Consider the following 20,669-nt stretch of genomic DNA (forward strand, 5'->3'; position numbering starts at 1 on the left):
ATGCCAGGACGGGCGGCGATGCGCCCGCCCGCCACGGTAAACAGCCCCCAGTCGGACAGTTTTTCCGGATTGCCCTCGGCGTGGAAAGTCACCGCATCGGGCCGCCCGCCGCACGCATTCAGCAACAGCGCCGCAAGCAGGACGGCGAGGAAACGCAAGGTCATGTCAGGCCGATCACGATGGCTTGCCGCTGTCCTTCGTCATCGCTTCGGGCAGCTTGATCTCGGGCAGGCGGCTGGCAGGCGCACAATCCACATTGGTCTCGATCCGCGGCTTGGCGAACTTGCCCGGGCCGTCGACGTTGAGCAGCTTCGCCTCGCCATTCTGCACGCAGATCCCGGGCGTCTTCAGCTTGGGATTGACGAAGCCGTCCCACAGCACGTCCGGCAGCCTGCCGCCGCCCAGCGCCTTCATCGGCGTGAAACGGCCACTGGGATCGTCGCCGCCGCCGGAGAAGCGGTTGCCCGCGACATAGATATTCTCCGGGAAGGGATCATAGGCCGCGGCGATGCCCCGCGTCGTGTCGAAGCCGGTCGAATAATAGCTCGAGATGATGACGTTGGCGGTCTTGTTGTCCTTCACGTCATTGTCGAAGATCTCGACCTCGTCGTTCGAATTGACGATCACGCCCGATCCCGGCGGCACCGAGCTGACCGCGCTGCCCTTCGCGCCGAAATTGGCGTGGTTGTTGGCCACGACATTGTTCCTGTAGACGCGCGTCTTGCTGCCCGGCACCGGCAGGTTCGGCATGTTGAACACCAGGATGCCGCCGGTATTGCCCGTCGCGGTGTTGCCATAGACATCGGCGTTGTTCGAATTCTCGATCTCGATGCCGGCCACATTGCCTTCGGCGCGGTTGTCGCGGACGATGATGTTATTCGACTGGCCGACATAGATGCCGGCATCGGACGCGCCCTTCACCACCGCGCCCTCGATCAGCACATTGGTCACCTGCACGGGATAGAGGCCATAGGCGCCGTTCGATGTCTTGCCGCCCCCGGTCCATTCCGCGCGCACGCGGCGGATCACGGTGTTCTTCACGCCATTGACCTTCAGCGCGTCGCCCTTCGAATCCTCGAAGGCGAGGTCCTGGATGGTGAAGTCGTCACCGGTGACGAGCATGCCCTCGGCGCCCGAGGTCTGCTTGGCGAAGGACAGGATCGTCTTGTCCATGCCCGCCCCCTTCACCGTCACGCCATTGGCGGTCAGGCTCAGGCTGCGGCTCAACGCATATTTGCCCGCCGGAATCTCGATCACCGCACCGGGCTTCGCATCGAGCAGCTTCTGCTGCAGGTTCTTCTCGAAATCGGGATCGATCACGAACCCCTGCGCATCCGTCTTTGGCCCGCCGCTGCAGCCGCCAACCAAAGCCAGCGCCGCGACGCAGCCGAGAAACGCGATCCTGTTCGCCATCATTCCCTCTCCCTATTTTCTAGAACTTGAAGCCAAGTTCGACCCCGTAGAAGCCGGGCCGGTCGGCACGGACATAGGGCGTCTGGAATATATCCGCCGAAATCGTATTGAGCGTGCGGTAATAGCGCTTGTCGAGCAGGTTCTCGGCATAGACCGCGACCGAGACATGATCGTCGGGCGAACGCCAGCCGATCTTCGCGTTGACGATATCGCGCGACGAGCGCAGCGCGCCGAGCTTCGACCAGTCGACGAACGGGGCGATCGTGGCGTCGATCGCCCGCTGCGCGTCGTTCAGCCGCTGGTGCGAGGTATAGCTGTAGCTTGCATCGGCGAAGATCGATCCATGGCCTATGTCATGGTCGTAATGCGCACTGACGATGCCCCGGAATGCCGGCTCGCCGGTCGGCTGGCCGGAAATGTCGACGCCCTGCTCGATCCGCGTCACCCATTTCGAATTGATCGCGCCCGCCGTCACGCCGATGCGGAGATCCCGTGACAGAACGAACTGAGTCTCCAGGTCCACGCCATAGGCCTCTGAATCGCCCGACCGCGTCACATATTGCGGCAGGCAAACCGTTCCGGCCGGAATCGGCGTCAGCAGGCAATTGGGGTTGGTGTTCGGCTCCAGGCTGATCGACTGGCGGTTCTTGTACTTGAAATAATAGCCCGACAGGTTGAACCGCACCCGCCGATCGAACAGCTCCGATTTGAAGCCCCCTTCGAAATTCCACACTTTTTCCGGCTCGAAGAAGGAATTGATCTCGGTCGAGTTGAAGCCGCCCGCCTTGTAGCCGCGCGACGCGGACGCATAGAGATGCACGTCGTCGTTCAGATCATATTGCACCACGAAGCGTGGGCTGACGTCGCTGAACGCGGCGCGGCGCGTGAACGGCACGCCCTCCAGCGCCCCCACATCGAAGATCACGCCATTGGGGCCAACGGTCGCGCGATAGAAATCGGACACGCTGATAGGCACGTCCGGGAACGCGTCGACGCCGATGATCGCATTGTAGAGCGATCCGGGTGCAGAGATCGCGTCGAGGCCCGGGGCGATGAAGGTGCCGTTGGACCAGGTGAATTTCTTCAGGTCGTGCGTATAGCGGATACCGGCGGTCAGGCTCAGCCGGTCGGTGACCTTGTAGGTCGCGTCGCCGAACGCGGCATAGGAATCGTTCGCCGCCCGGTTGTTCATGTCCTCGCGATATTGCAGCCCGAACACCGGCAGGCCGCCATAGAAATTCAGCAGCGAAAAGACCGGGAAGCCGGCCGCGCCGTCGAGGAGCCGATCGAGCGAATCCGTCAGCAGCGTCGCCGCACTGGTCTGCCGCCCGCGCTCGTGGAAATAGCTCACGCCGGCGATCGCGCTCAGCCGGTCATTGTCGAAACCGACGCGGAATTCCTGATAGAGGCTGCTGTTCTTCTCGATATTCTCGGTGTCGAAATAACGCGTCGGGTCGGCCGTGCCGTCCTCGTCCTCGCGGTTGTGCGTCTCGAAATGCTTGAACGAACTGATGCTGGTGAAGGTCAACGGCCCGGCATGATGTGTCGCCGTGAACGACACGGCGTTCAGGACTCGGGTTTCCTTGTCGCCGATCACATCGTTCGCATAGGGGCCCGCGGGATCAGTGCTCAGCGCATTCTTGCTGATCCCGATCGCGAACGGCCCATCCTTGTTGGTGTCGTCATGATCATACGTCAGCACGAAATCGGTGTCGCTGGTCGGTGCCCAGCGCAGCGCGGCGCGTCCTGACTTGTTGTTCTCGCCCTCGCGCTTCTCGCCCGTCAGCGCATCGGTCAGATAGCCCTTGCGATAATTGGACACGCCGTTGAGCCGCAGAAAGAGTGTGTCGGTCAGCGGGATGTTGACCGTCGCGTCGGCGCGCACCTTGTTGTAATTGCCGACCTGGATCGTGCCGACCAGCTCGCGCTTGTCGCTCGGCTTGTTGGTGATGATCGAGATCGCACCGCCCGAGGTGTTGCGCCCGAACAAGGTGCCCTGCGGCCCCTTCAGCACCTCGACGCGCTGGATGTCGTTGAAGAAGATCAGCGACGATCCCGATCGCCCCGAATAGATGCCGTCGACGAAGATGCCGACCGACGGCTCGGTGCCGATGCCGAAATCGTCGGTCTGCACGCCGCGGATCGCGAAGCTCGGCTGAGTCACCGAGGTGTCGTTGATCGAGAGGCCGGGCGTGAAGCTGTCGAGATCGCCGATCGATTCAGCACTGAGCGAGGCGATGGTCGCCGCGCTGAACGCGGTGACGCTGATCGGGACTTTTTGCAGCGATTGCTCGCGGCGCTGCGCGGTGACGACGATGTCCTCGACCTGCGGGCCTTCCGCCTGGGCAGGGGGCGTGGGATTTTCCGGCGTGACCTGAGCGGCCGCGGGCACTGCCCAGATTGCAGCCACGCCCACCAGCAACGCCGTCTTGCGCAATGCCGTCATCAACTGCTCTCCCCGAACGCGATAACGACTCGGAAGCTATCGCTACTTTGTAGCGAACGCTATCGTTTTTTCAGTTTGAACTATCTAACTGATAATCAACACTAATTTACAGGATCTGGATATGGCCGACCGATTGCGGCGTCGCTGGCTCACCATACCGAAGTTCCGAAAACGCCCGATCCACCGCACCGCGTTGACGTCGCACGCGTGTCCGGCGATGCTTGATGCCAGAAGCGCGACAGGCGCCGGACCGGGAGAGACATCGCCACTCTCGCATCAGGGGCCTTGCCGTGCGCCGCCTTCTCACTCTCTGCCTTGCCGCCCTCGCCCTGCTTCCAGCCGCCCCGGCTCTTGCCCAGCCCGCCCCGGCGAAACGCCTCGTCCTGATCGACGACGACCTGATCGGCCTGAACGGCGTGCCCACCCTCCTGCTCCAGGCGCCTGACGTCGACGTACTCGGCATCACCACCACCAGCGGCTCGGTGTGGCGCGACACGGCGACCGCTTATGGGTTGCGCACGCTGGAGATCCTCCACCGCACCGACATCCCCATCGTCCCGGGCGCGACCTATCCGCTGCTCAACACCCAGGAAGCGACGAAACGCTGGGAGGGATTGTACGGCCGCCTCGTCTTCAAGGGCCCCTGGACCGATTACTGGCCCGGCGACACGGTGCAGAGCCATCCGGGCAATGCCTCGCCCGAGGTCGTGCCGGCGCTGCCGATCGGCAACCCGACCACCAGGGCCTCTTCCGAGATCGCCGCCGCTTTCCTCGTCCGCATGGTCCGTGCCCATCCGCACCAGATCACCCTGTTCGCGACCGGCCCGATGACCAACATCGCGATCGCGCAGAGCCTCGACCCAGGCTTCGCCGCCAATGTGAAGGAGCTGGTCTATATGGGCGGCAGCTTGCTGCCCCATCAGGTACTCACCGGCCCCTCAGCCGAGCAGTTCGCCCGCGAGTTCGTCAACACGCCGCGCCGCGAATTCAACATCCGCTGGGATCCGGAGGCCGCGCGCATCGTCGCCCACGCGCCCTGGCCGAAGATCACCATGGTCCCGGTCGATCCCTCCACCGGCACGCAATGGACGCGGGACTTCCTGACCAGCCTGAAGGACGCGAAGACGCCGCTCACCGACATTCTCCAGACCGGGCTCGAACCCGGTTATCCGATGTGGGACGAGATCGCCGCGATGGTCTGGCTCAACCCGGAGATCGTGACGCGCGCCGATACGCTCTATGTCGATTTCGACACCGGCCAGGGGGCGAGCTATGGCGACACCCTGTCGTGGACCGATGCCTATCGCCCGCATCTCGGCGAGCAGGCCCAGAAGGTCGTCCTGTCGGTGGACAGGACCGCGATGGAGGCGGCGATGCGCGCCCTGTACCGGCGGCCACTGCGACATTGAAGCAACGCCCCGGCCAAGAAGTGCCGGATCGGTCGCAGCTCCCCTTGATGACCATTGCAGCCATGTTACGATTTCGCGTGAATTCCGGGACTCGCGGGATCGCAGGGAGCGGGTGCCCCATAAAATAGGGGATATCGATGTTTTCCAACGCCTCTCGCGTCAACGCTTCCGTCCGCTCGCTCGCGGCGGGCGCCTCGCTTCTCGCCATGGCCCTGGCCGCACCCGCCTTTGCCGAAACGGCGCCTCCCGCTGACGAACCGGCCCAGGCGGCCGATACGCAGGGCGTGCCCGACATCGTCGTCACCGCGACCCGCCGCGCTGAATCGAGCAAGGACGTGCCGGTCGCCGTCACCGCGATCAGCGGGGAGAAGCTCGATGTGCTCAATTCCGGCGGCCAGGACGTCCGCTTCCTGTCGTCCCGCACGCCCAGCCTTCAGATCGAATCCTCGTTCGGCCGCACTTTCCCGCGCTTCTATATCCGTGGCCTCGGCAACACCGATTTCGATCCCAACGCGGCGCAACCGGTGTCGGTCGTCTATGACGACGTCGCGCTGGAAAGCCCGATGCTCAAATCCTTCCCGGTGTTCGATCTGGCGAACGTCCAGGTGCTGCGCGGTCCGCAGGGCACGCTGTTCGGTCGCAACACGCCGGCCGGCGTCGTGAAGCTTGAATCGACCAAGCCAGGCGACGTTTTCTCCGGCTATGCCAGCGCTTCCTGGGCGACCTATAACACGGTCAACGCGGAGGCAGCGGTTGGCGGCCCGCTCGGCGGGGGCTTCTCGTTCCGCGCCGCCGGCCTGCTCCAGCGGCGCGACGACTGGGTGACAAACACCTCGACCACCGGTGTCGCCGACAAGAAGCTCGAAGGCTATCGCGATGCCGCGGCACGCTTCCTGCTCGGCTATTCGAGCGGGGATTTCAACGCGCTGGTCAATCTCCACGTGCGCGATCTCGAGGGCACGCCGCGCATCTTCCGCGCCGGCCTGTTCAAGCAGGGCAGCAATGATTTCTCGCCCGGTTTCGACAAGAGCAAGGTCGCGCTCGACGGCTATACCAGCCAGTCGATGAGCCAATGGGGCACCAACCTCCATCTCGATTATCATTTCGACGGCGTCGGCACGCTCTACTCGGTCACGGCGTTCGAAAAGGCCAAGGTCGAGAGCACCGGCGACATCGACGGCGGCAATAATTATGTCTTCCCCGCGCTGGGCCTGAACAATGCGCTGTTCCCGTCCAACACGGGCGGCGTCACCCGGCCGGAGGAATTCAGCCAGGAACTGCGCTTCGCGACGGAGAATTTCGGCGGCTTCAGCGCTCAGGGCGGCGTCTATTATTTCCACCAGAAGCTGCGCTACCACGAATATAATTATGCGGCCGCGACCGGATCGCGCACGGCGGACAACAACCAGGACATCTTCCACAACAACACCAACGAGAATTACGGCATCTTCGCCTCGGTCGAATACAAGGCGACCGACGCGCTGACCCTGCGCGCCGGCGGCCGCTATTCGCACGACAAGCGCGATGATCGTATCTCGGGCTATTCGCCCAACCTGTTCGGCACCGTCTTGCCGTCGCGCCTCGCGGTCAAGGACGGCGCCTTCACCTGGGATCTGAGCGCGACCTACGCCATCGACCCGGACGTCAGTCTCTATGCGCGGGTGGCGACGGGCTATCAGGGGCCGGCCATCCAGGATCGCGTGACCTTCGGCAGCAAGCAGACGAGCGCGAAGAAACAGACCACGATCTCCGGCGAGGGCGGCATCAAGGGTGCGCTGCTCAACAACGCGGTGCGCTTCGCGCTGGATGCCTATTGGTCGCGCACCAACGACCTGCAGCTCACTGCGGTGGGCGGCGGCACCAATTCGGCACGGCTGCTCAATGCCGATCACGCGATCGGCTACGGCGTCGAGGCGGAATTCGAGGCGCGGCCCGTGCCCGAGCTGAGCCTGACTGCCAGTGGCAGCTATAATTTCACCGAGATCCGGGATCCCTCGATCGGCGTCGGGCCGTGCGGCTCGCTCTGCACGATGATCGATCCGATCGTCGGCGGCCTGGCGAAGATCGACGGCAACGACCTGCCCCAGGCCCCGCGCTGGGTCGCCAACGTCACCGCGCGCTACGGCGTGCCGGTCGGCAATGGCGAGGTCTATGTCTATACCGACTGGGCGTATCGCAGCACCATCAACTACTTCCTCTACGAAGCGGTCGAGTTCCGCGGCCGCGCGCTGCTCGAAGGCGGCCTGAAGATCGCCTACAAGACGGACAGCGGGTTCGAAGTGGGCGCCTTCGCCCGCAACATCACCAACCAGATCCGCAGCATCAGCGCGATCGACTTCAACAACCTGACCGGCATGATCAACGAGCCCCGCATCATCGGCGGCGAGGTGAAGTTCAGCTTCTAGTGGCGTGGAACTGAAGTTCGCTCGATAGGTATTTGAATTCCGTCAGGTTTGTAAGGGAACGAGCTTCAGATTCAGGACACCAGGATCGCGGCGAGCGCCGCCATCGCTACAAACACGAAAGAGCCGCCGTCCGGTCGACCGGGCGGCGGCTCTTGGTTTGGCTCAGCCCTTGCGGACCGGAGCGCTTACTTCGACTGGAAGATGACGCCCTTGGCTTCCCATTCCGCCTTGGTGCGGCAGGAACGCTTGGCGAGGATCGAACCAGTCACCGAGGGGTCGCCGGTCACGGTCGGCGAGAGGCAGATCTTCTTGGGCGCCTGCTCGGTCGTCGTCGGCTGGGCGTTGCCGTTGGTGTTGGCATTGCCGCGCGCGCTTGCCATCGAAGGGACGGCGGCGGTGGCGAGCATCGCGAAGGCGGCAATGGCGAAAGCGGGGCGGGTCAGGGTCGAACGGGTCATCTCAGGGGTCCTCCTTGGCGGTAACACAGGCGGGATTTGCTACCCGCACCTGTACTACTGCATTACCCATGCCAAACAGGTACCGTTACGTATAATCAATGACTTAGCTTGATTTAATGGTACGATACGAACCAGCAATTGCAAGAGATTGGCTATTTTCACCAATCATGGGCGCGCCTTCCCATTCAGGATTCGGACAGGAATGATCGGTGGCGGACAGTCGCTGTCCGCTATCGGACGGCGCTACAGCCGGACGATCCGGGTGCCGATCCGCTCGGCCTCTTCCGGGTCGTGAGTCACCATCAGGATCGGTATCTTCATCCCGTCCCGAATATGCTCGATCGTCCGCATCACTTCCTCGCGCCGTGGCCGGTCGAGCGACGAGAGCGGCTCGTCGAGCAGCAGGAAACGCGGGGCGCTCAGCAATGCCCGGCCGATCGCCACCCGTCGTGCCTCGCCGCCGGACAGGCTGCGGGGCCAGCGATCGAGCAGGGCGTCGATGCCAAGGAACGCCAGGGTGTCGCCGATCGCCGTTCCGCCCGGCGCCCCGTACAGCAGGTTGGCCCGTACCTTGAGATGCGGAAACAGCCGCGGTTCCTGAAACACATAGCCGCCGCGCCGGCGCTCCGGCGGCAGGTCGATCCCGGCGGCACCATCGAACAGCGTTTCGCCATCGACGCGGACATGTCCGGCATCGGGCACGAGCAGCCCCGCGATCATGTTGAGCACGCTCGTCTTGCCCACGCCCGAGGGCCCGAACAACACGGTCGCCCCCTCGCCTGCGGCGAATTCGGCGGAGATCTCGGTGTCGCCGAGCCGCTTCGTCAGCGAGACGTCAAAGGACATGCAGCCCCCTCCCCGCCCGGCGCGCCAGCAATTCCGATGCGATCAGCGCGGCCAGCGACAGCGCGACCGAGATCGCCGACAGTCGCCATACCATCGCTTCGCCACCGGGCTGCTGAAGCGCCGAATAGATGGCGAGCGGCAGGGTCTGGGTCTGGCCCGGCACGTTGGAGACGAACGTGATGGTCGCCCCGAACTCGCCGATCGACCGCGCGAAGCCGAGCACGGCACCGGCCAGGATACCGGGCACGCTGAGCGGCAGGGTGATGGTACGGAACACCCTGCCCGGCCCCGCCCCAAGGGTCCGCGCCGCGCCCTCGAGCCGCCGGTCGACCGCCTCGATCGACAGGCGCATCGCGCGCACCATCAGCGGCAGCGCCATCACCCCCGCGGCAATCGCGGCACCGGTCCAGCGAAACAGCACCGAGACGCCGAACCAGTCCATCAGCCAGCTGCCGATCGGCCCCGCAGGCGCAAAGGCGATCAGCAACAGCCAGCCGGTCACCACCGGCGGCACGACCAGCGGCAAATGGATCACCGCATCGAGCAGCACCTTTCCCGGAAAGCGCCACCGCGCCAGCACCCAGGCAAACGCGAAGGCGATCGGCAAGGTCACTACTATCGCCACTGCCCCGACCTTCAGCGACAGCAGCACGATGGTCCATTCGTCAGGGCTGAGCATCGGTGCGCGCTCCCCCACCCACTGCGTCACCCCGGACTTGTTCCGGGGTCCATCGATCCACGAACGCTGCCGCCTGTTGTGACATGGATGCCGGAACAAGTCCGGCATGACGGACGCGCTTCATCGCGCCGAAAAACCGAAGCGCACGAAAATCGCCTTGCCCTCGCGCGACACGAGGAACCGCCGGAACGCCTCCCCTTCCGCATTGGCCGACGCCTTCAACCGCGCGATCGGATAGGCGATCGGCGGGTGAGACGATGTCGGGAACACGCCCGCGATCCGCACCTTTGCCGACGCCCTGGCATCGGTCGCATAGACGATCCCCAGCGGCGCCGCGCCGCGTTCGACCAGCGCCAGCGCCGCCCGCACATTCTCCGCCCGCACCACCTTCGCGCTGACCGCGTCCCACACGCCGAGCCTCGTCAGCGCCGCCTTGCCATATTTCCCCGCCGGCACGCTCTCCGTATCCGCCATCGCCAGCGGCCCCGCGCCGAGCACGCGCGCCAATGGCCCCGGTGCGAGCGGGATCGTCACCCGGCTCCCGGCCGGCGCCACGATCACCAGCCGGTTGCCGAGAAAATCGCGCCGCGTCGCCGGCACGATCAACCCCTTCGCCGCCAGCGCGTCCATCCATTCCTCATCGGCCGACACGAACAGGTCGGCCGCCGCCCCCGCCTCGACCTGCCGCGCCAGCGCCGAGGAAGCGGCAAACGAGATCACCGGTTTCGGATGCCCCTTGCGCGCCCAGGCGTCAGCCGCCGCCGTCATCGATTCCTGCAACGAGGCAGCCGCCAGGACCAAAGGCGCGCGGGCCGGGGCCGCGCATACCGGCCCGGCCGTCAGCACCAGCAACGCCACGAACATCCGAACCAGCTGTTTCATCCAACGCGTCCCGTCATTGTATACAATTTCTCTGGCGATTTACCCTTCTATAGCCTAGCGCACGGCCGAAACCATTGGCTGGGGGGAGCCTGTGAGGAAGAGGATCGGCTGCCTGGCGGCCATGATGGCGCTGGGCAGTGCTTCGGCGGCGTTTGCCGAGGATGGCAAGGTCGCGATCGAAGCCAGCGTCCGGGCGCGTGCCGAAGTGATCGACGGCCAGTACCGCGCCGGGCTTCCCGCCGATGACGCCGCGCTGCTGTTCCGCACCGACATCTCCGCCACCTACACGAGGGGGCCCATCAGGTTCGGCCTCGAGATCCTCGACTCGCGCGTCTATTTCGAACGCAAGCACAGCTCGATCAGCGCCAACGAAGTCGACGCACTCGAACCGATCCAGGCCTATGTCGCGGCCGATCTCGGTTCCGGCATCAGCATGCAGGCCGGGCGTTTCACCATGGACCTCGGCTCGCGGCGGCTCGTCGCGCGGCCGATCAACCGCAACGACTTCAACAGCTTCACTGGCGCGCGGTTCGACTGGAAGGACAAGGCGGGCGACAAGCTGACCGGCTTCTGGACGATGCCGCAAACCCGCGTGCCGGAGGATTCGGCCGGCGTGCACAGCAACCGCTTCGAACTGGACGAGGAACGGATCGAGCGCCAGCTGTTCGGTGCGATCGGCACCAAGGCCGGCGTGATGGGCGGCACGGCCGAGCTCTACAGCTATCGCTTCGTCGAGACCGACGCGCCCGGCTTCGCCACGCGCAATCGCCGCCTGCTGACCTCGGGCATCCGCCTGTCGCGCGCACCGAAGGCGAATAGGGTCGACTACGACATGGAAGGTGCATGGCAGACCGGCACCACCCGACTTAGCGCCGCCGCCGGCGACCTGGTCAATCACCGCGTCTCGGCCTGGATGTTCCACGGCGCTTTGGGCTGGAGCTTCAAGGCTGCCTGGTCGCCGCGCCTGTCGTTCAACGCCGACTACATGACCGGCGACAAGCCCGGCGGCAGCTTCAGCCGCTTCGATGGGCTGATCGGCGACCCGGCCTATGAATTCACCCCGTCCGGCCTCTATTCGCTGATCATCCGCTCGAACATTGCGACCGTCTCGGCACGGATCGAGGCGAAGCCGAGCGCGCGGCTCGACCTGCATCTCAACCTGCGCCCGATCTGGCTCGCCACCGCGACCGACAGTTTCGGCAATTCGGGCGTGCGCGACCCTTCCGGTGCGGCCGGCCATTATGTCGGCACGCATCTCGACACGCGGGTGCGCTACTGGCTGATCCCCGACCGGCTGCAGCTCGGCGCCGGCGGCGCGATCCTGTTCAAGGGCCGCTTCATGAAAGACGCGCCCAACGCGCCGCAGACGGGCAACACCCGCTATGGCTTCATGGACGCGACCGTCTTCTTCTAGGGCGGCGAGCGTCAAATCTGATCCGTTCGATTCAACATCAGCACGAACAATGCTGGGTATGCGCCCCGCGACGCCTTCGGTGCGCCGCGCCGCTCCTTCTCATTGTCGGTTGAATAAGAGGGGCATTTTTGCTGCGGATCAGCGGTAAAACTGCGCGATTGGAGCATGTTTTTCCGCTGTTATTCAGTAACAGGAAAACCTGCCTCAAGCCATTGGCATCGAACGCGAAAAATACCGCTGAAATCCAACATAGCAGCGGAAGAAAAAAGTGAATTGGAACGGACACGCAACGAACAGGTCAGTTCGCCGTCACTCGACCCGTCCGCGCCAGCTTGCCCCATCCGACCCGCGGGCCGCGCAGCGCCTGGGCGATCGCCTTCAGCACCACATAATACATTACCTGCCGGTAGCCGATGCGCTGCGGGATCAGCAGCCACAACAGGCTCCATTTCTCCCGCCGCTCCAGCGCGAAGGCGATCACCGCCGCGAGCATGTCGATCGCGGTGAACACCAGCCAGTAGACCAGCATCTTCTCGACATCATGCTGAGTCTGCGCCCAGCCATGCGCCTCGACCGAGATCCAGGTCATGACGAAGCTGAGGATCAGCGCGAGATCGATGATCGGCGAGATCGCGGCCAGCACGATCTGGAACACGATCGCCTGGGGCAGGCCGACCCGCGCCAGCCCCTTCGGCTTGCCATGCGCCATCACTGCGCGATGCTTCCACAGGCATTGCAACGTGCCATAGGCCCAGCGGAAGCGTTGTTTCGCCAGCCCGGCGAAGCTCTCCGGGCTCTCGGTCCAGGCGACGGCATATTGATCGTAGGTCACCTTCCAGCCGGCCCGCTGGATCGCGATGGTCAGGTCCTGGTCTTCGGCCAGCGTATCGTCGGGATAGCCGCCGACGCTCTGAATCGCCGACAACCGCCACGCGCCGACGGCGCCGGGCACGACGGTCATCGCATCCAGCCGGGCCAGCGCACGCCGTTCCAGATTCTGCGCTGTGATATATTCGAGCGCTTGCCACTTCGTGACCAGGTTCACCCGGTTGCCGACCTTGGCATTGCCCGCCACCGCGCCGAGCGCCGGATCGACGAACCAGCGCGCCAGCCGCGCGATCGTCTGCGGCTCGAACTGCGTATCGGCATCGAGCGCAATGACGATCTCGCCCGTCGCCAGCTTCAGCCCCTCGTTCAGTGCCCGCGCCTTGCCGCCATTCTGCAGGGTCAGCAGCCGCACGCGCGGTTCCTGCGCGAACGCCTCGGTCACCACGGCGCTGGTGCGGTCGCTGGAGCCGTCGTCGATCACGATCACTTCGATCCGCACATCGACGCTCGCCAGCACGCCGTGCACCGCGCGCACGATCACGGTTTCCTCGTTGAACGCCGGGATCATCACCGTGACGAAGCGGTTGGGGTCGATCGTCGGGAAGATCGTCCGCCCCTCGCGCCGCGCCTGGATCAGCGCCAGCGCCGACAGCGTGATCGCCCGCGCGATGCCGATCGAGATGGCGAACAGGAAAATCCAGCCCAGCGCCGTGATCGTCGCGCCGATCGCGCCGAAGATGAACAGATCGGTCTCCGCAGCGACCCGGTCGCTTTCGGAAATCACCGGCATCGCCACGTCGCGTGGGATCCCCGCGAGGGTCGAGACGGGCACGAACCGGTATCCCTTGGCGCGCAGCGTCTCGATGATCACCGGCAGCGCCGCGACCGTCTGCGCGCGGTTGCCGCCCGCATCGTGCAGCAGCACGATATTGCCGCTCCGCTCGACATTGGACGCCTCGACGCCCTTGATCGTCTCGTCGATGATCGTCTGCACGCCCGGCCGCTTCCAGTCGCCCGGATCGACGTGCAGGCCGACCGAGGTATAGCCCCGGTTCTGCGCCTGCAGCGCCGGCTCGATTTCGTCGGCCGTGGTCGGCTCGGCGTCCCCGAAATAGGGCGCGCGGAACAGCCGCAGCGATCGCCCTGTAAAGGCCTGGAACAGCCGCTGCGTAGTGTTGAGCTGGAACGCCGTCTCGCTGTCGGTCGCGCCGGCGAGATTGGGATGGGTGTAAGTGTGGCTGCCCACCTCATGCCCTTCGCGCACCATCCGCTCGAGCAAGGGCCGCTCGGTCAGCGCATTCTCGCCGATGATGAAGAAGGTCGCGGGCACATGCTCGCGCTTCAATATGTCGAGGATGCGCGGCGTCCATTCCGGGTCGGGCCCGTCGTCGAAGGTCAGCGCCACCTCGCCCGGCTTGTATCCGGTCCGCGCCACGACATAGGGCGATGGCAGCCGGACGAAGTCGACTGATGCCAGCGATCCGTCCTTGGCCGCGACCGCGTGCCGCACGCCTTCCACCGGCACGCCGGCGATCTTCAAGATCTCGCCGCTGCCCTCGATATCGACATCGGTGCCCGCCGGGATCGCGTTGATCGCGGATGGCGCCGGCAAGGTGCGGTGCGTGCGACCGAAGATCGACCACAGGCCCGGATCCTCGGAGCCGAGCCGCCACACCGCCACCGCGCCGATCCCGGCACGCGACAGGAAGCGCATCTGGTTATAGGCCGATGCCGCGTCGAGCATCCACACGACATGCCGTTCGGTGCCTTCTTCATAAGCGAAGCCGCTATTGCCGCTCGCCTTGTCGAACACCGGCATGGCGCTCGATTCCCGCGCTGCCTGCCAGCCTTCGTCGATCGCCAGCGGATCGCCGCCCTTGCCGTGCCAGTCATAGCCGTAATTGCCGATCGCCACGACCAGCTTGGACGGCGCCACGCCGCGCGACGCGCGCTCGACCGCCTGTTCGAACCAGGCCTGCGACGCGATCGGCCCGGCCTCGCCGCCCAGCTCATGCTCGTCATAGGCCATCAGGAACACCCGATCGACGATCGCGGCATAGGATTTGACATCCCAGCCCGAATCCTCGCCGACCGGCACCGCGATCGCGACGATCCAGCCATGCCGCCCGAACCGCGCCTTCGCTTCGCGCAGGAACGCGCGGTAATCGGGCTGCGCGCTGGGCGGCAGCTCCTCGAAATCGAAAAAGGCGCCGCCCGCCTGGTTGGCCGCCAGCCAGGGTTCGAGCTTGTCGAGCAAGGCCCGGCGCTGCATCGGACTGTCGAGCAGCGCCGCCATGCCCTTGCCGTCCCAATTGCCCTGGAGAGCATTCTGGATCATCGGCAGCAGCAGCGGCCGGTGCGGCGCGCGATTGAGGATCGCCCGCCCCGCCTGGTCGCGGAACACGGTGATGCGGTGGTCGGCGCCCGTCACTGAGACCCAGCCGGGAATCAGCCAGTCGAGGTCCTCGATATGCCGGCGCAGCGACGCGGCGCTCGATTCGTCCCAGGGTACGTGGAAGCCGATCGCGATCGGCGCATTCTCGCGCACGCCGCGCGCCGGGCGGCCGGTCAGCAGCCGGGCATAATGCGTCAGGCCGTGCCGTGCCCGCTTGAGCAGCGGCTCGTGCGGCGGCGGCAAGCGAGTCAGCGCGGGATGTTCGGCATCGACTGGAAGCAGCGGCGCCCTTGGCACCGCACCGATCGACAGCGCCAATGCAGCGAAGGACAGCAGGACCAGTGCAACAAACGCCCCGACCGCAAACGCGAAGCGCCGCCGTCGGCGGCCGGAAGCGTCATAGAAGATCGGCGTGAGGTTCATGGGGTTCCCGGTGCAATCGTCAGTATCGGATGTCGCCTATTTCATTCACGGGATGGCATTGCCCGCTCGATTACATGACAAATCTGTCATCCAGGCGCCATCATGCAAAGCTTTGGCACCAGGGGACGCAGCATGCGCTATTTTCCACACCCATCCAATGGTATGATGGACGCGGCCCGGAACGCAGGCGTAGCGTGAGGTTGGAACGTGTCGCCCCGGCGTATCGCGGGTGGCAACCATGGCCGGTTATGACCGGGGACAAGGGGGGCATCATGCTCAAGCTGACTGTCAACGGCGCCGCGCATGAGGTGGATGCCCCCGCGGACATGCCCCTGCTCTGGGTGTTGCGCGATCTGCTCGGCCTGACCGGCACCAAGTTCGGTTGCGGCATCGCGCAGTGCGGCGCCTGCACGGTGCATGTCGATGGCGCACCGCTTCGCTCCTGCCAACTTCCCGTCGGGACCCTCGGCACTCGTGCGGTCACCACGATCGAGGCGATCGGCGAGACGCCCGCCGGCGCCCGCATTCAGCGCGCCTGGCTCGACCATGAAGTCATTCAGTGCGGCTATTGCCAGTCGGGCCAGATCATGGCGGCGACCGCGCTGCTCGCCGGCACGCCCGCGCCCGACGATGCCGATATCGACGCCGCCATGTCGGGCAATATCTGCCGCTGCGGCACCTATGTCCGCATCCGCCAGGCGATCAAGGCAGCGGCGACGCCCTGACATCAGCCGACCTTCGCGTTCCCGCTTCTTCAAGGTCCTTGCCAATGTCCGTCCTGACCGATCCTTCGCCGACTGGCCCCACACTCTCCCGCCGCAGCCTGCTCCAGGTCGGCGCAGCGGTGGGCGGTGGACTGCTCATCGGCTTCGTCGCGCCGGGCATCATGGCGGCGGAGGCGGCGACGCCGGGTTTCGCGCCCAACGCCTTCATCCGCATCGATCCGGCCGGCAAGGTCACCCTGGTCATGCCGCAGGTCGAGATGGGCCAGGGTACCTACACCTCGATCTCGATGATCCTCGCCGAGGAGCTCGATGCCGACTGGCGCCGCGTCGCCTATGAGCATGCCCCGCCGAGCGACGCGCTCTACGCCAATCCCGTGTTCGGGCTGCAGGCGACGGGCAATTCCAACTCGATCCGCGCTTTCTGGCTGCCCCTGCGCAAGGCCGCCGCGGGCACCCGCGCGATCCTGATCCAGGCCGCCGCTGCCGGCTGGAAGGTCGATCCCGCGAGCTGCCGCACCGAAGCGAGCGAAGTGATCCATGACGCGACCGGTCGCCGCATCGGCTATGGCGCGCTCACCGGCCGTGCGGCGGGGCTGAAGCCGCCGGCCGAACCGCAGATCAAGGACCCGAAGGATTTCCGCCTGATCGGCAAGCCGCTCCGCCGGCTCGACACGCCGGAAAAGGTCAACGGCCAGGCCAAATACGGCATCGACGCCATGCCCCCGGGCGTGAAGTTCGCGACCCTCGCCCATTCCCCCGTATTCGGCGGCAAGGTCGGCCATGTCGACGACAGCGCCGCGAAGCTGGTGCCCGGCTTCCGGCAGGTTGTCGTGCTGGACGATCTGGTCGCGGTGGTCGGCGATCATATGTGGGCAGCACTTCAGGGTCTCGCCGCGCTCAACATCACCTGGAACGAGGGGAGCAACGCCGGCGTCGACACCGCCCAGATCCGCGCCAATCTGGTCAAGGCCAGCCAGCGCCCCGGCGTCAACGCCAAGAATATCGGCGACGTCGCCAAGGCACTCGGCAAGGATCCGATCCAGGCCACCTATGACGTGCCGTTCCTCGCCCATGCGCCGATGGAGCCGATGAACTGCACCGTGCACATCACGCCCGGTGGGTGCGAGATCTGGACCGGCATCCAGGTGATGAGCCGCGCCCAGGCAGTCGCCGCCAAGGTCACCGGCCTGCCGCTCGACAAGGTCATCGTGCACAATCATCTGCTCGGCGGCGGCTTCGGCCGGCGGCTCGAGGTCGACCAGGTCGAAAAGGCCGTGCGCATCGCGCAACAGGTCGACGCGCCGGTGAAGGTCGTGTGGAGCCGCGAGGAGGATATCCAGCACGACGTCTATCGCCCGTCCTGGCACGACCGCTTCAGCGCGACGCTCGAGGACGGCAAGATCAGCGCCTGGCATCATGTCATCACCGGATCGTCGGTGCTGGCGCGCTGGCTGCCGCCCGCCTTCGTCAACGGCCAGGATTTCGACGCGGTCGATTGCGCACAGGACATGCCGTACGACATCCCCAATTTCCGGGTCGATTTCGTGCGCGAGGAGCCACCCGCCGTGCCGACCGGCTTCTGGCGCGGCGTCGGCCCGGCGCACAATGTCTTCGTCATCGAAAGCTTCATCGACGAGCTGGCGCACAAGGCGGGTATCGACCCGGTGCAGTTCCGCCTGAACATGCTGGGCAAGGCGCCCCGGCTCCAGGCGGCGCTCCGCGTCGCCGCGCGGAAATCGGGCTGGGGCAGTCCGCTGCCCCCGCGCGTCGGCCGGGGCGTCGCGGTGCAGCCCGCCTTTGCCAGCTGGATCGCCACCGTCACCGAGGTCGGCGTGTCCGAAGACGGCGAGGTCACGTTGCGCCGTGTGGTCTGCGTCGTCGACACCGGTATCGCGGTGAACCCCGACACGATCATCGCGCAGCTCCAGGGCGGCATCATCTTCGGCATGACCGCGGCGCTCCACGGCGAGATCACGATCGAGAAGGGCCGGGTGCAGCAGAGCAATTTCCACGACTACCGCATGCTCCGCATGAACGAGACGCCGCCGATCGAAGTGCACATCATGCGCAGCGGCGAAGCGCCGGGCGGCATCGGCGAAGCCGGCACCTCGATTTCGATGGCACCGCTCGCCAACGCGATCTTCGCTGCGACCGGCAAGCGGCTGCGCCGCCTGCCGATCGACCGCGATGTGCTGGCCGGGAGGAAGGAAGCATGAGCCGCCGTCGCATCATCGAAAGCGTCATCGCCGCCATCGTCGTCGCCGGTGCCGGAGCCCTGGCCTGGATCGCCTTCGGGCCGGGCGCGATGGATTTCGCCGGCGGGCACCGCGTGTCGCTGGCGGAATATCGCGGCCCCAACGTCACTGGCGTACCCGCCGGCTTCGGCTCGGCCGATCCGGTCGCGCGGGGCAAATATCTGACGCTCGCCGCGGATTGCCAGGCCTGCCACACCGCCAAGGGCGGCGTACCCTTTGCGGGCGGCCTGCCGTTCAAGCTGCCCTTCGGCACGATCTGGTCGCCCAACATCACCCCAGACAGGGCAACCGGCATCGGCGGCTGGACGGATGCGCAGTTCCTCGCCGCATTGCGCGAAGGCAAGGGGCCGAAGGGCCATCTCTACCCGGCGATGCCGTACAGCGCCTATACCTGGATGACGGATGCGGATGCCCTGGCGATCCGCGCCTATCTCGCCACCCTGCCCCCGGCGCGCTTCGAGCGACCGATGCTCACCTTTTCCTTCCCGTTCAACCAGCGCTGGCTGATGTCGGTCTGGGGCGGCCTGTTCAATCCGAACCGCCGTTTCGAGCCGAACACCGACCGCAGCCCCGAGTGGAATCGCGGCGCCTATCTCAGCGAAGCGCTGGCGCATTGCGGCGAGTGCCACACGCCGCGCAACCTGATGCAGGCGCTCGACAATCGCCGCAAATATGCCGGCGCGGTGACCGCCGGCTGGCGCGCGTTCAACATCACCGCCGACAAGGCAACCGGCGTCGGCGACTGGGGCGATGGCGAGCTCGCCCAATATCTCTCGCAAGGCCATGCGCCCGGCCGCGGCACCGCCACCGGCCCGATGGGCGAAGCGGTCGACCTCAGCCTGCGCTACCTGACGCCGTCGGACATCGCGGCGATGGTCACCTATCTGCGCAGCGTCCCCGCCGTCTCGACGTCCGACCAGCCTCGCCCGGCCCCCGGCCCCGCGCCGGTCGGCCACCGTCTGGCCGCCGCGGACGACGCCGCGCCGCTCGGCAAGAAGATCTTCGAGGGCGCGTGCATCGGCTGCCATGCCTGGAACGGCATTGGCGCGCTGACCGGCCTCGCCACGCTCAACGGATCGCGCGCGGTCAATGATCCGGAGGCGACCAATGTCGCGCAGGTGGTGATCCTCGGCGCGCGGCGGCACACGGCGCAGGGCGACATGGTCATGCCGGCCTTTGGTCATGCCTATAGCGACGCGGAGATCGCCGCCGTGGCGAACTACGTCACCGCCCGCTTCGGATCGAAGCCGTCCAGCGTGACGCCGAAACAGGTCGCGGCGTTGCGCAAGGCGAGCTGACCGGGAACTTCTCGCCCTCCATTGGAAATCGTGCTCAGCACTCCTCATATGAGGGGCGCACCGCTCGCGAAGGATTCCCCATGCCCCGCCCGATGAAGATCGATTTCGTCTCCGACGTGTCCTGTCCCTGGTGCATCATCGGGCTGCGCGGACTGGAGGAGGCGCTGGCGAAGACCAGTGACGTGGTCGATGCGCACATCATTTTCCAGCCGTTCGAGCTAAATCCGGCGATGCCGCCCGAGGGCCAGAACATCGTCGAGCATATCGCAGAGAAATATGGCTCCACGCCGGAGCAGTCGGCCGCCAATCGCGAGATGATCCGCGCCCGCGCGGCCGAGCTCGGCTTCACCATGCGCGGCACCGACCAGAGCCGCATCTACAACACGTTCGACGCGCACCGCCTGCTCCACTGGGCCGAAATCGAGGGTCATCAGGCAGCACTCAAGCACGCGCTGTTCGACGCCTATTTCACCGACCAGCAGGACCCGTCCGACCATGATGTGCTGGTCGCGGCGGCGGAGAAGGCCGGCCTCGATCCAGCGGCGGCGCGCGAGGTTCTCGCGACCGGCCAATATGCCGAGGAGGTTCGCCGCACCGAACAGCTCTGGCAATCGCGCGGCATCAGCGCCGTGCCGGCCATCGTCATCGACGATCGCTATCTCATCTCCGGCGGCCAGCCGCCCGAGGCCTTCGAACAGGCATTGCGCAGGATCGCGGCCGAGACGGCGTGAACGCCACCGAGTCGCGGTGACAACAATGGGGGAATGCGTTGGTGGGACATGTGCGCGGCGCA

14 protein-coding genes are annotated in these 20,669 nt (G+C 65.8%); 7 read left to right on the top strand and 7 right to left on the bottom strand.

The window, feature by feature from the left end:
• Nucleotides 1–174: 174 nt before the first annotated feature.
• Entirely contained in the window at nucleotides 175–1,416 is a 1,242-nt protein-coding gene (locus AC1DX5_RS22560; RefSeq protein WP_478017463.1) for a parallel beta-helix domain-containing protein, read from the bottom strand.
• Nucleotides 1,417–1,432: 16 nt separating this feature from the next.
• Entirely contained in the window at nucleotides 1,433–3,859 is a 2,427-nt protein-coding gene (locus AC1DX5_RS22565; protein ID WP_478017464.1) for a TonB-dependent receptor, read from the bottom strand.
• 290 nt (nucleotides 3,860–4,149) lie between these two features.
• Between AC1DX5_RS22565 and AC1DX5_RS22570 the strand changes: the two genes are divergently transcribed.
• Nucleotides 4,150–5,268, top strand: coding sequence for a nucleoside hydrolase (locus AC1DX5_RS22570; protein ID WP_465169700.1), 1,119 nt, complete (start codon nucleotides 4,150–4,152; stop codon nucleotides 5,266–5,268).
• A gap of 137 nt (nucleotides 5,269–5,405) precedes the next feature.
• Nucleotides 5,406–7,673, top strand: a complete 2,268-nt coding sequence (locus AC1DX5_RS22575; protein ID WP_465169701.1) for a TonB-dependent receptor — start codon at nucleotides 5,406–5,408, stop codon at nucleotides 7,671–7,673.
• A 185-nt stretch (nucleotides 7,674–7,858) separates the two neighbouring features.
• Here the strand turns inward: AC1DX5_RS22575 and AC1DX5_RS22580 are convergent, their stop codons facing one another.
• The 4 genes from AC1DX5_RS22580 to modA form a co-directional block, all read right to left on the bottom strand.
• Nucleotides 7,859–8,131 (bottom strand): hypothetical protein, encoded by a 273-nt coding sequence (locus AC1DX5_RS22580; protein WP_465169702.1) that lies wholly within the window; start codon nucleotides 8,129–8,131, stop codon nucleotides 7,859–7,861.
• A 243-nt stretch (nucleotides 8,132–8,374) separates the two neighbouring features.
• Nucleotides 8,375–8,977, bottom strand: a complete 603-nt coding sequence (locus AC1DX5_RS22585; protein ID WP_465174121.1) for an ATP-binding cassette domain-containing protein — start codon at nucleotides 8,975–8,977, stop codon at nucleotides 8,375–8,377.
• On the bottom strand, nucleotides 8,967–9,656 hold the full coding sequence (gene modB, locus AC1DX5_RS22590; RefSeq protein WP_478017465.1) for a molybdate ABC transporter permease subunit: 690 nt from the start codon (nucleotides 9,654–9,656) through the stop codon (nucleotides 8,967–8,969). The genes AC1DX5_RS22585 and modB overlap by 11 nt, the downstream gene beginning before the upstream one ends.
• A 120-nt stretch (nucleotides 9,657–9,776) precedes the next feature.
• The gene (gene modA, locus AC1DX5_RS22595) at nucleotides 9,777–10,538 is read right to left on the bottom strand and encodes a molybdate ABC transporter substrate-binding protein (protein WP_478017466.1); all 762 of its coding nucleotides are present in this window, start codon (nucleotides 10,536–10,538) and stop codon (nucleotides 9,777–9,779) included.
• A gap of 91 nt (nucleotides 10,539–10,629) precedes the next feature.
• Here modA and AC1DX5_RS22600 point away from each other — a divergent pair, with 91 nt between their 5' ends.
• Nucleotides 10,630–11,952 carry an alginate export family protein gene (locus AC1DX5_RS22600; protein ID WP_478017467.1) on the top strand — a complete coding sequence of 441 codons (1,323 nt, stop codon included), beginning with the start codon at nucleotides 10,630–10,632 and terminating at the stop codon, nucleotides 11,950–11,952.
• 298 nt (nucleotides 11,953–12,250) lie between these two features.
• On the opposite strand, the gene AC1DX5_RS22605 is transcribed toward AC1DX5_RS22600, so the two are convergent.
• Nucleotides 12,251–15,598: a glycosyltransferase gene (locus AC1DX5_RS22605; RefSeq protein ID WP_478017468.1), complete on the bottom strand. Its 3,348-nt coding sequence runs from the start codon at nucleotides 15,596–15,598 to the stop codon at nucleotides 12,251–12,253.
• Between the two features lie 272 nt (nucleotides 15,599–15,870).
• Between AC1DX5_RS22605 and AC1DX5_RS22610 the strand changes: the two genes are divergently transcribed.
• The 4 genes from AC1DX5_RS22610 (at nucleotide 15,871) to AC1DX5_RS22625 (ending at nucleotide 20,607) form a co-directional block, all read left to right on the top strand.
• Nucleotides 15,871–16,323 carry a (2Fe-2S)-binding protein gene (locus AC1DX5_RS22610; protein WP_465169708.1) on the top strand — a complete coding sequence of 151 codons (453 nt, stop codon included), beginning with the start codon at nucleotides 15,871–15,873 and terminating at the stop codon, nucleotides 16,321–16,323.
• A gap of 44 nt (nucleotides 16,324–16,367) precedes the next feature.
• Nucleotides 16,368–18,539 carry a xanthine dehydrogenase family protein molybdopterin-binding subunit gene (locus AC1DX5_RS22615; RefSeq protein ID WP_478017469.1) on the top strand — a complete coding sequence of 724 codons (2,172 nt, stop codon included), beginning with the start codon at nucleotides 16,368–16,370 and terminating at the stop codon, nucleotides 18,537–18,539.
• Nucleotides 18,536–19,876 (top strand): cytochrome c, encoded by a 1,341-nt coding sequence (locus tag AC1DX5_RS22620; RefSeq protein WP_478017470.1) that lies wholly within the window; start codon nucleotides 18,536–18,538, stop codon nucleotides 19,874–19,876. Before AC1DX5_RS22615 ends, AC1DX5_RS22620 begins: the two co-directional genes overlap by 4 nt.
• A gap of 80 nt (nucleotides 19,877–19,956) precedes the next feature.
• Nucleotides 19,957–20,607 carry a DsbA family oxidoreductase gene (locus AC1DX5_RS22625; protein ID WP_465169711.1) on the top strand — a complete coding sequence of 217 codons (651 nt, stop codon included), beginning with the start codon at nucleotides 19,957–19,959 and terminating at the stop codon, nucleotides 20,605–20,607.
• Nucleotides 20,608–20,669: the final 62 nt, after the last annotated feature.

The organism is Sphingomonas sp. P2_B6, assembly GCF_056404755.1.

Coding starts and splice junctions, on each gene's coding strand:
- AC1DX5_RS22560 (WP_478017463.1), bottom strand. CDS start 1,416: ATGATGGCGAACAGGATCGCGTTTCTCGGCTGCGTCGCGGCGCTGGCT.
- AC1DX5_RS22565 (WP_478017464.1), bottom strand. CDS start 3,859: ATGACGGCATTGCGCAAGACGGCGTTGCTGGTGGGCGTGGCTGCAATC.
- AC1DX5_RS22575 (WP_465169701.1), top strand. CDS start 5,406: ATGTTTTCCAACGCCTCTCGCGTCAACGCTTCCGTCCGCTCGCTCGCG.
- AC1DX5_RS22580 (WP_465169702.1), bottom strand. CDS start 8,131: ATGACCCGTTCGACCCTGACCCGCCCCGCTTTCGCCATTGCCGCCTTC.
- AC1DX5_RS22585 (WP_465174121.1), bottom strand. CDS start 8,977: ATGTCCTTTGACGTCTCGCTGACGAAGCGGCTCGGCGACACCGAGATC.
- modB (WP_478017465.1), bottom strand. CDS start 9,656: ATGCTCAGCCCTGACGAATGGACCATCGTGCTGCTGTCGCTGAAGGTC.
- modA (WP_478017466.1), bottom strand. CDS start 10,538: ATGAAACAGCTGGTTCGGATGTTCGTGGCGTTGCTGGTGCTGACGGCC.
- AC1DX5_RS22605 (WP_478017468.1), bottom strand. CDS start 15,598: ATGAACCTCACGCCGATCTTCTATGACGCTTCCGGCCGCCGACGGCGG.
- AC1DX5_RS22610 (WP_465169708.1), top strand. CDS start 15,871: ATGCTCAAGCTGACTGTCAACGGCGCCGCGCATGAGGTGGATGCCCCC.
- AC1DX5_RS22615 (WP_478017469.1), top strand. CDS start 16,368: ATGTCCGTCCTGACCGATCCTTCGCCGACTGGCCCCACACTCTCCCGC.
- AC1DX5_RS22620 (WP_478017470.1), top strand. CDS start 18,536: ATGAGCCGCCGTCGCATCATCGAAAGCGTCATCGCCGCCATCGTCGTC.
- AC1DX5_RS22625 (WP_465169711.1), top strand. CDS start 19,957: ATGCCCCGCCCGATGAAGATCGATTTCGTCTCCGACGTGTCCTGTCCC.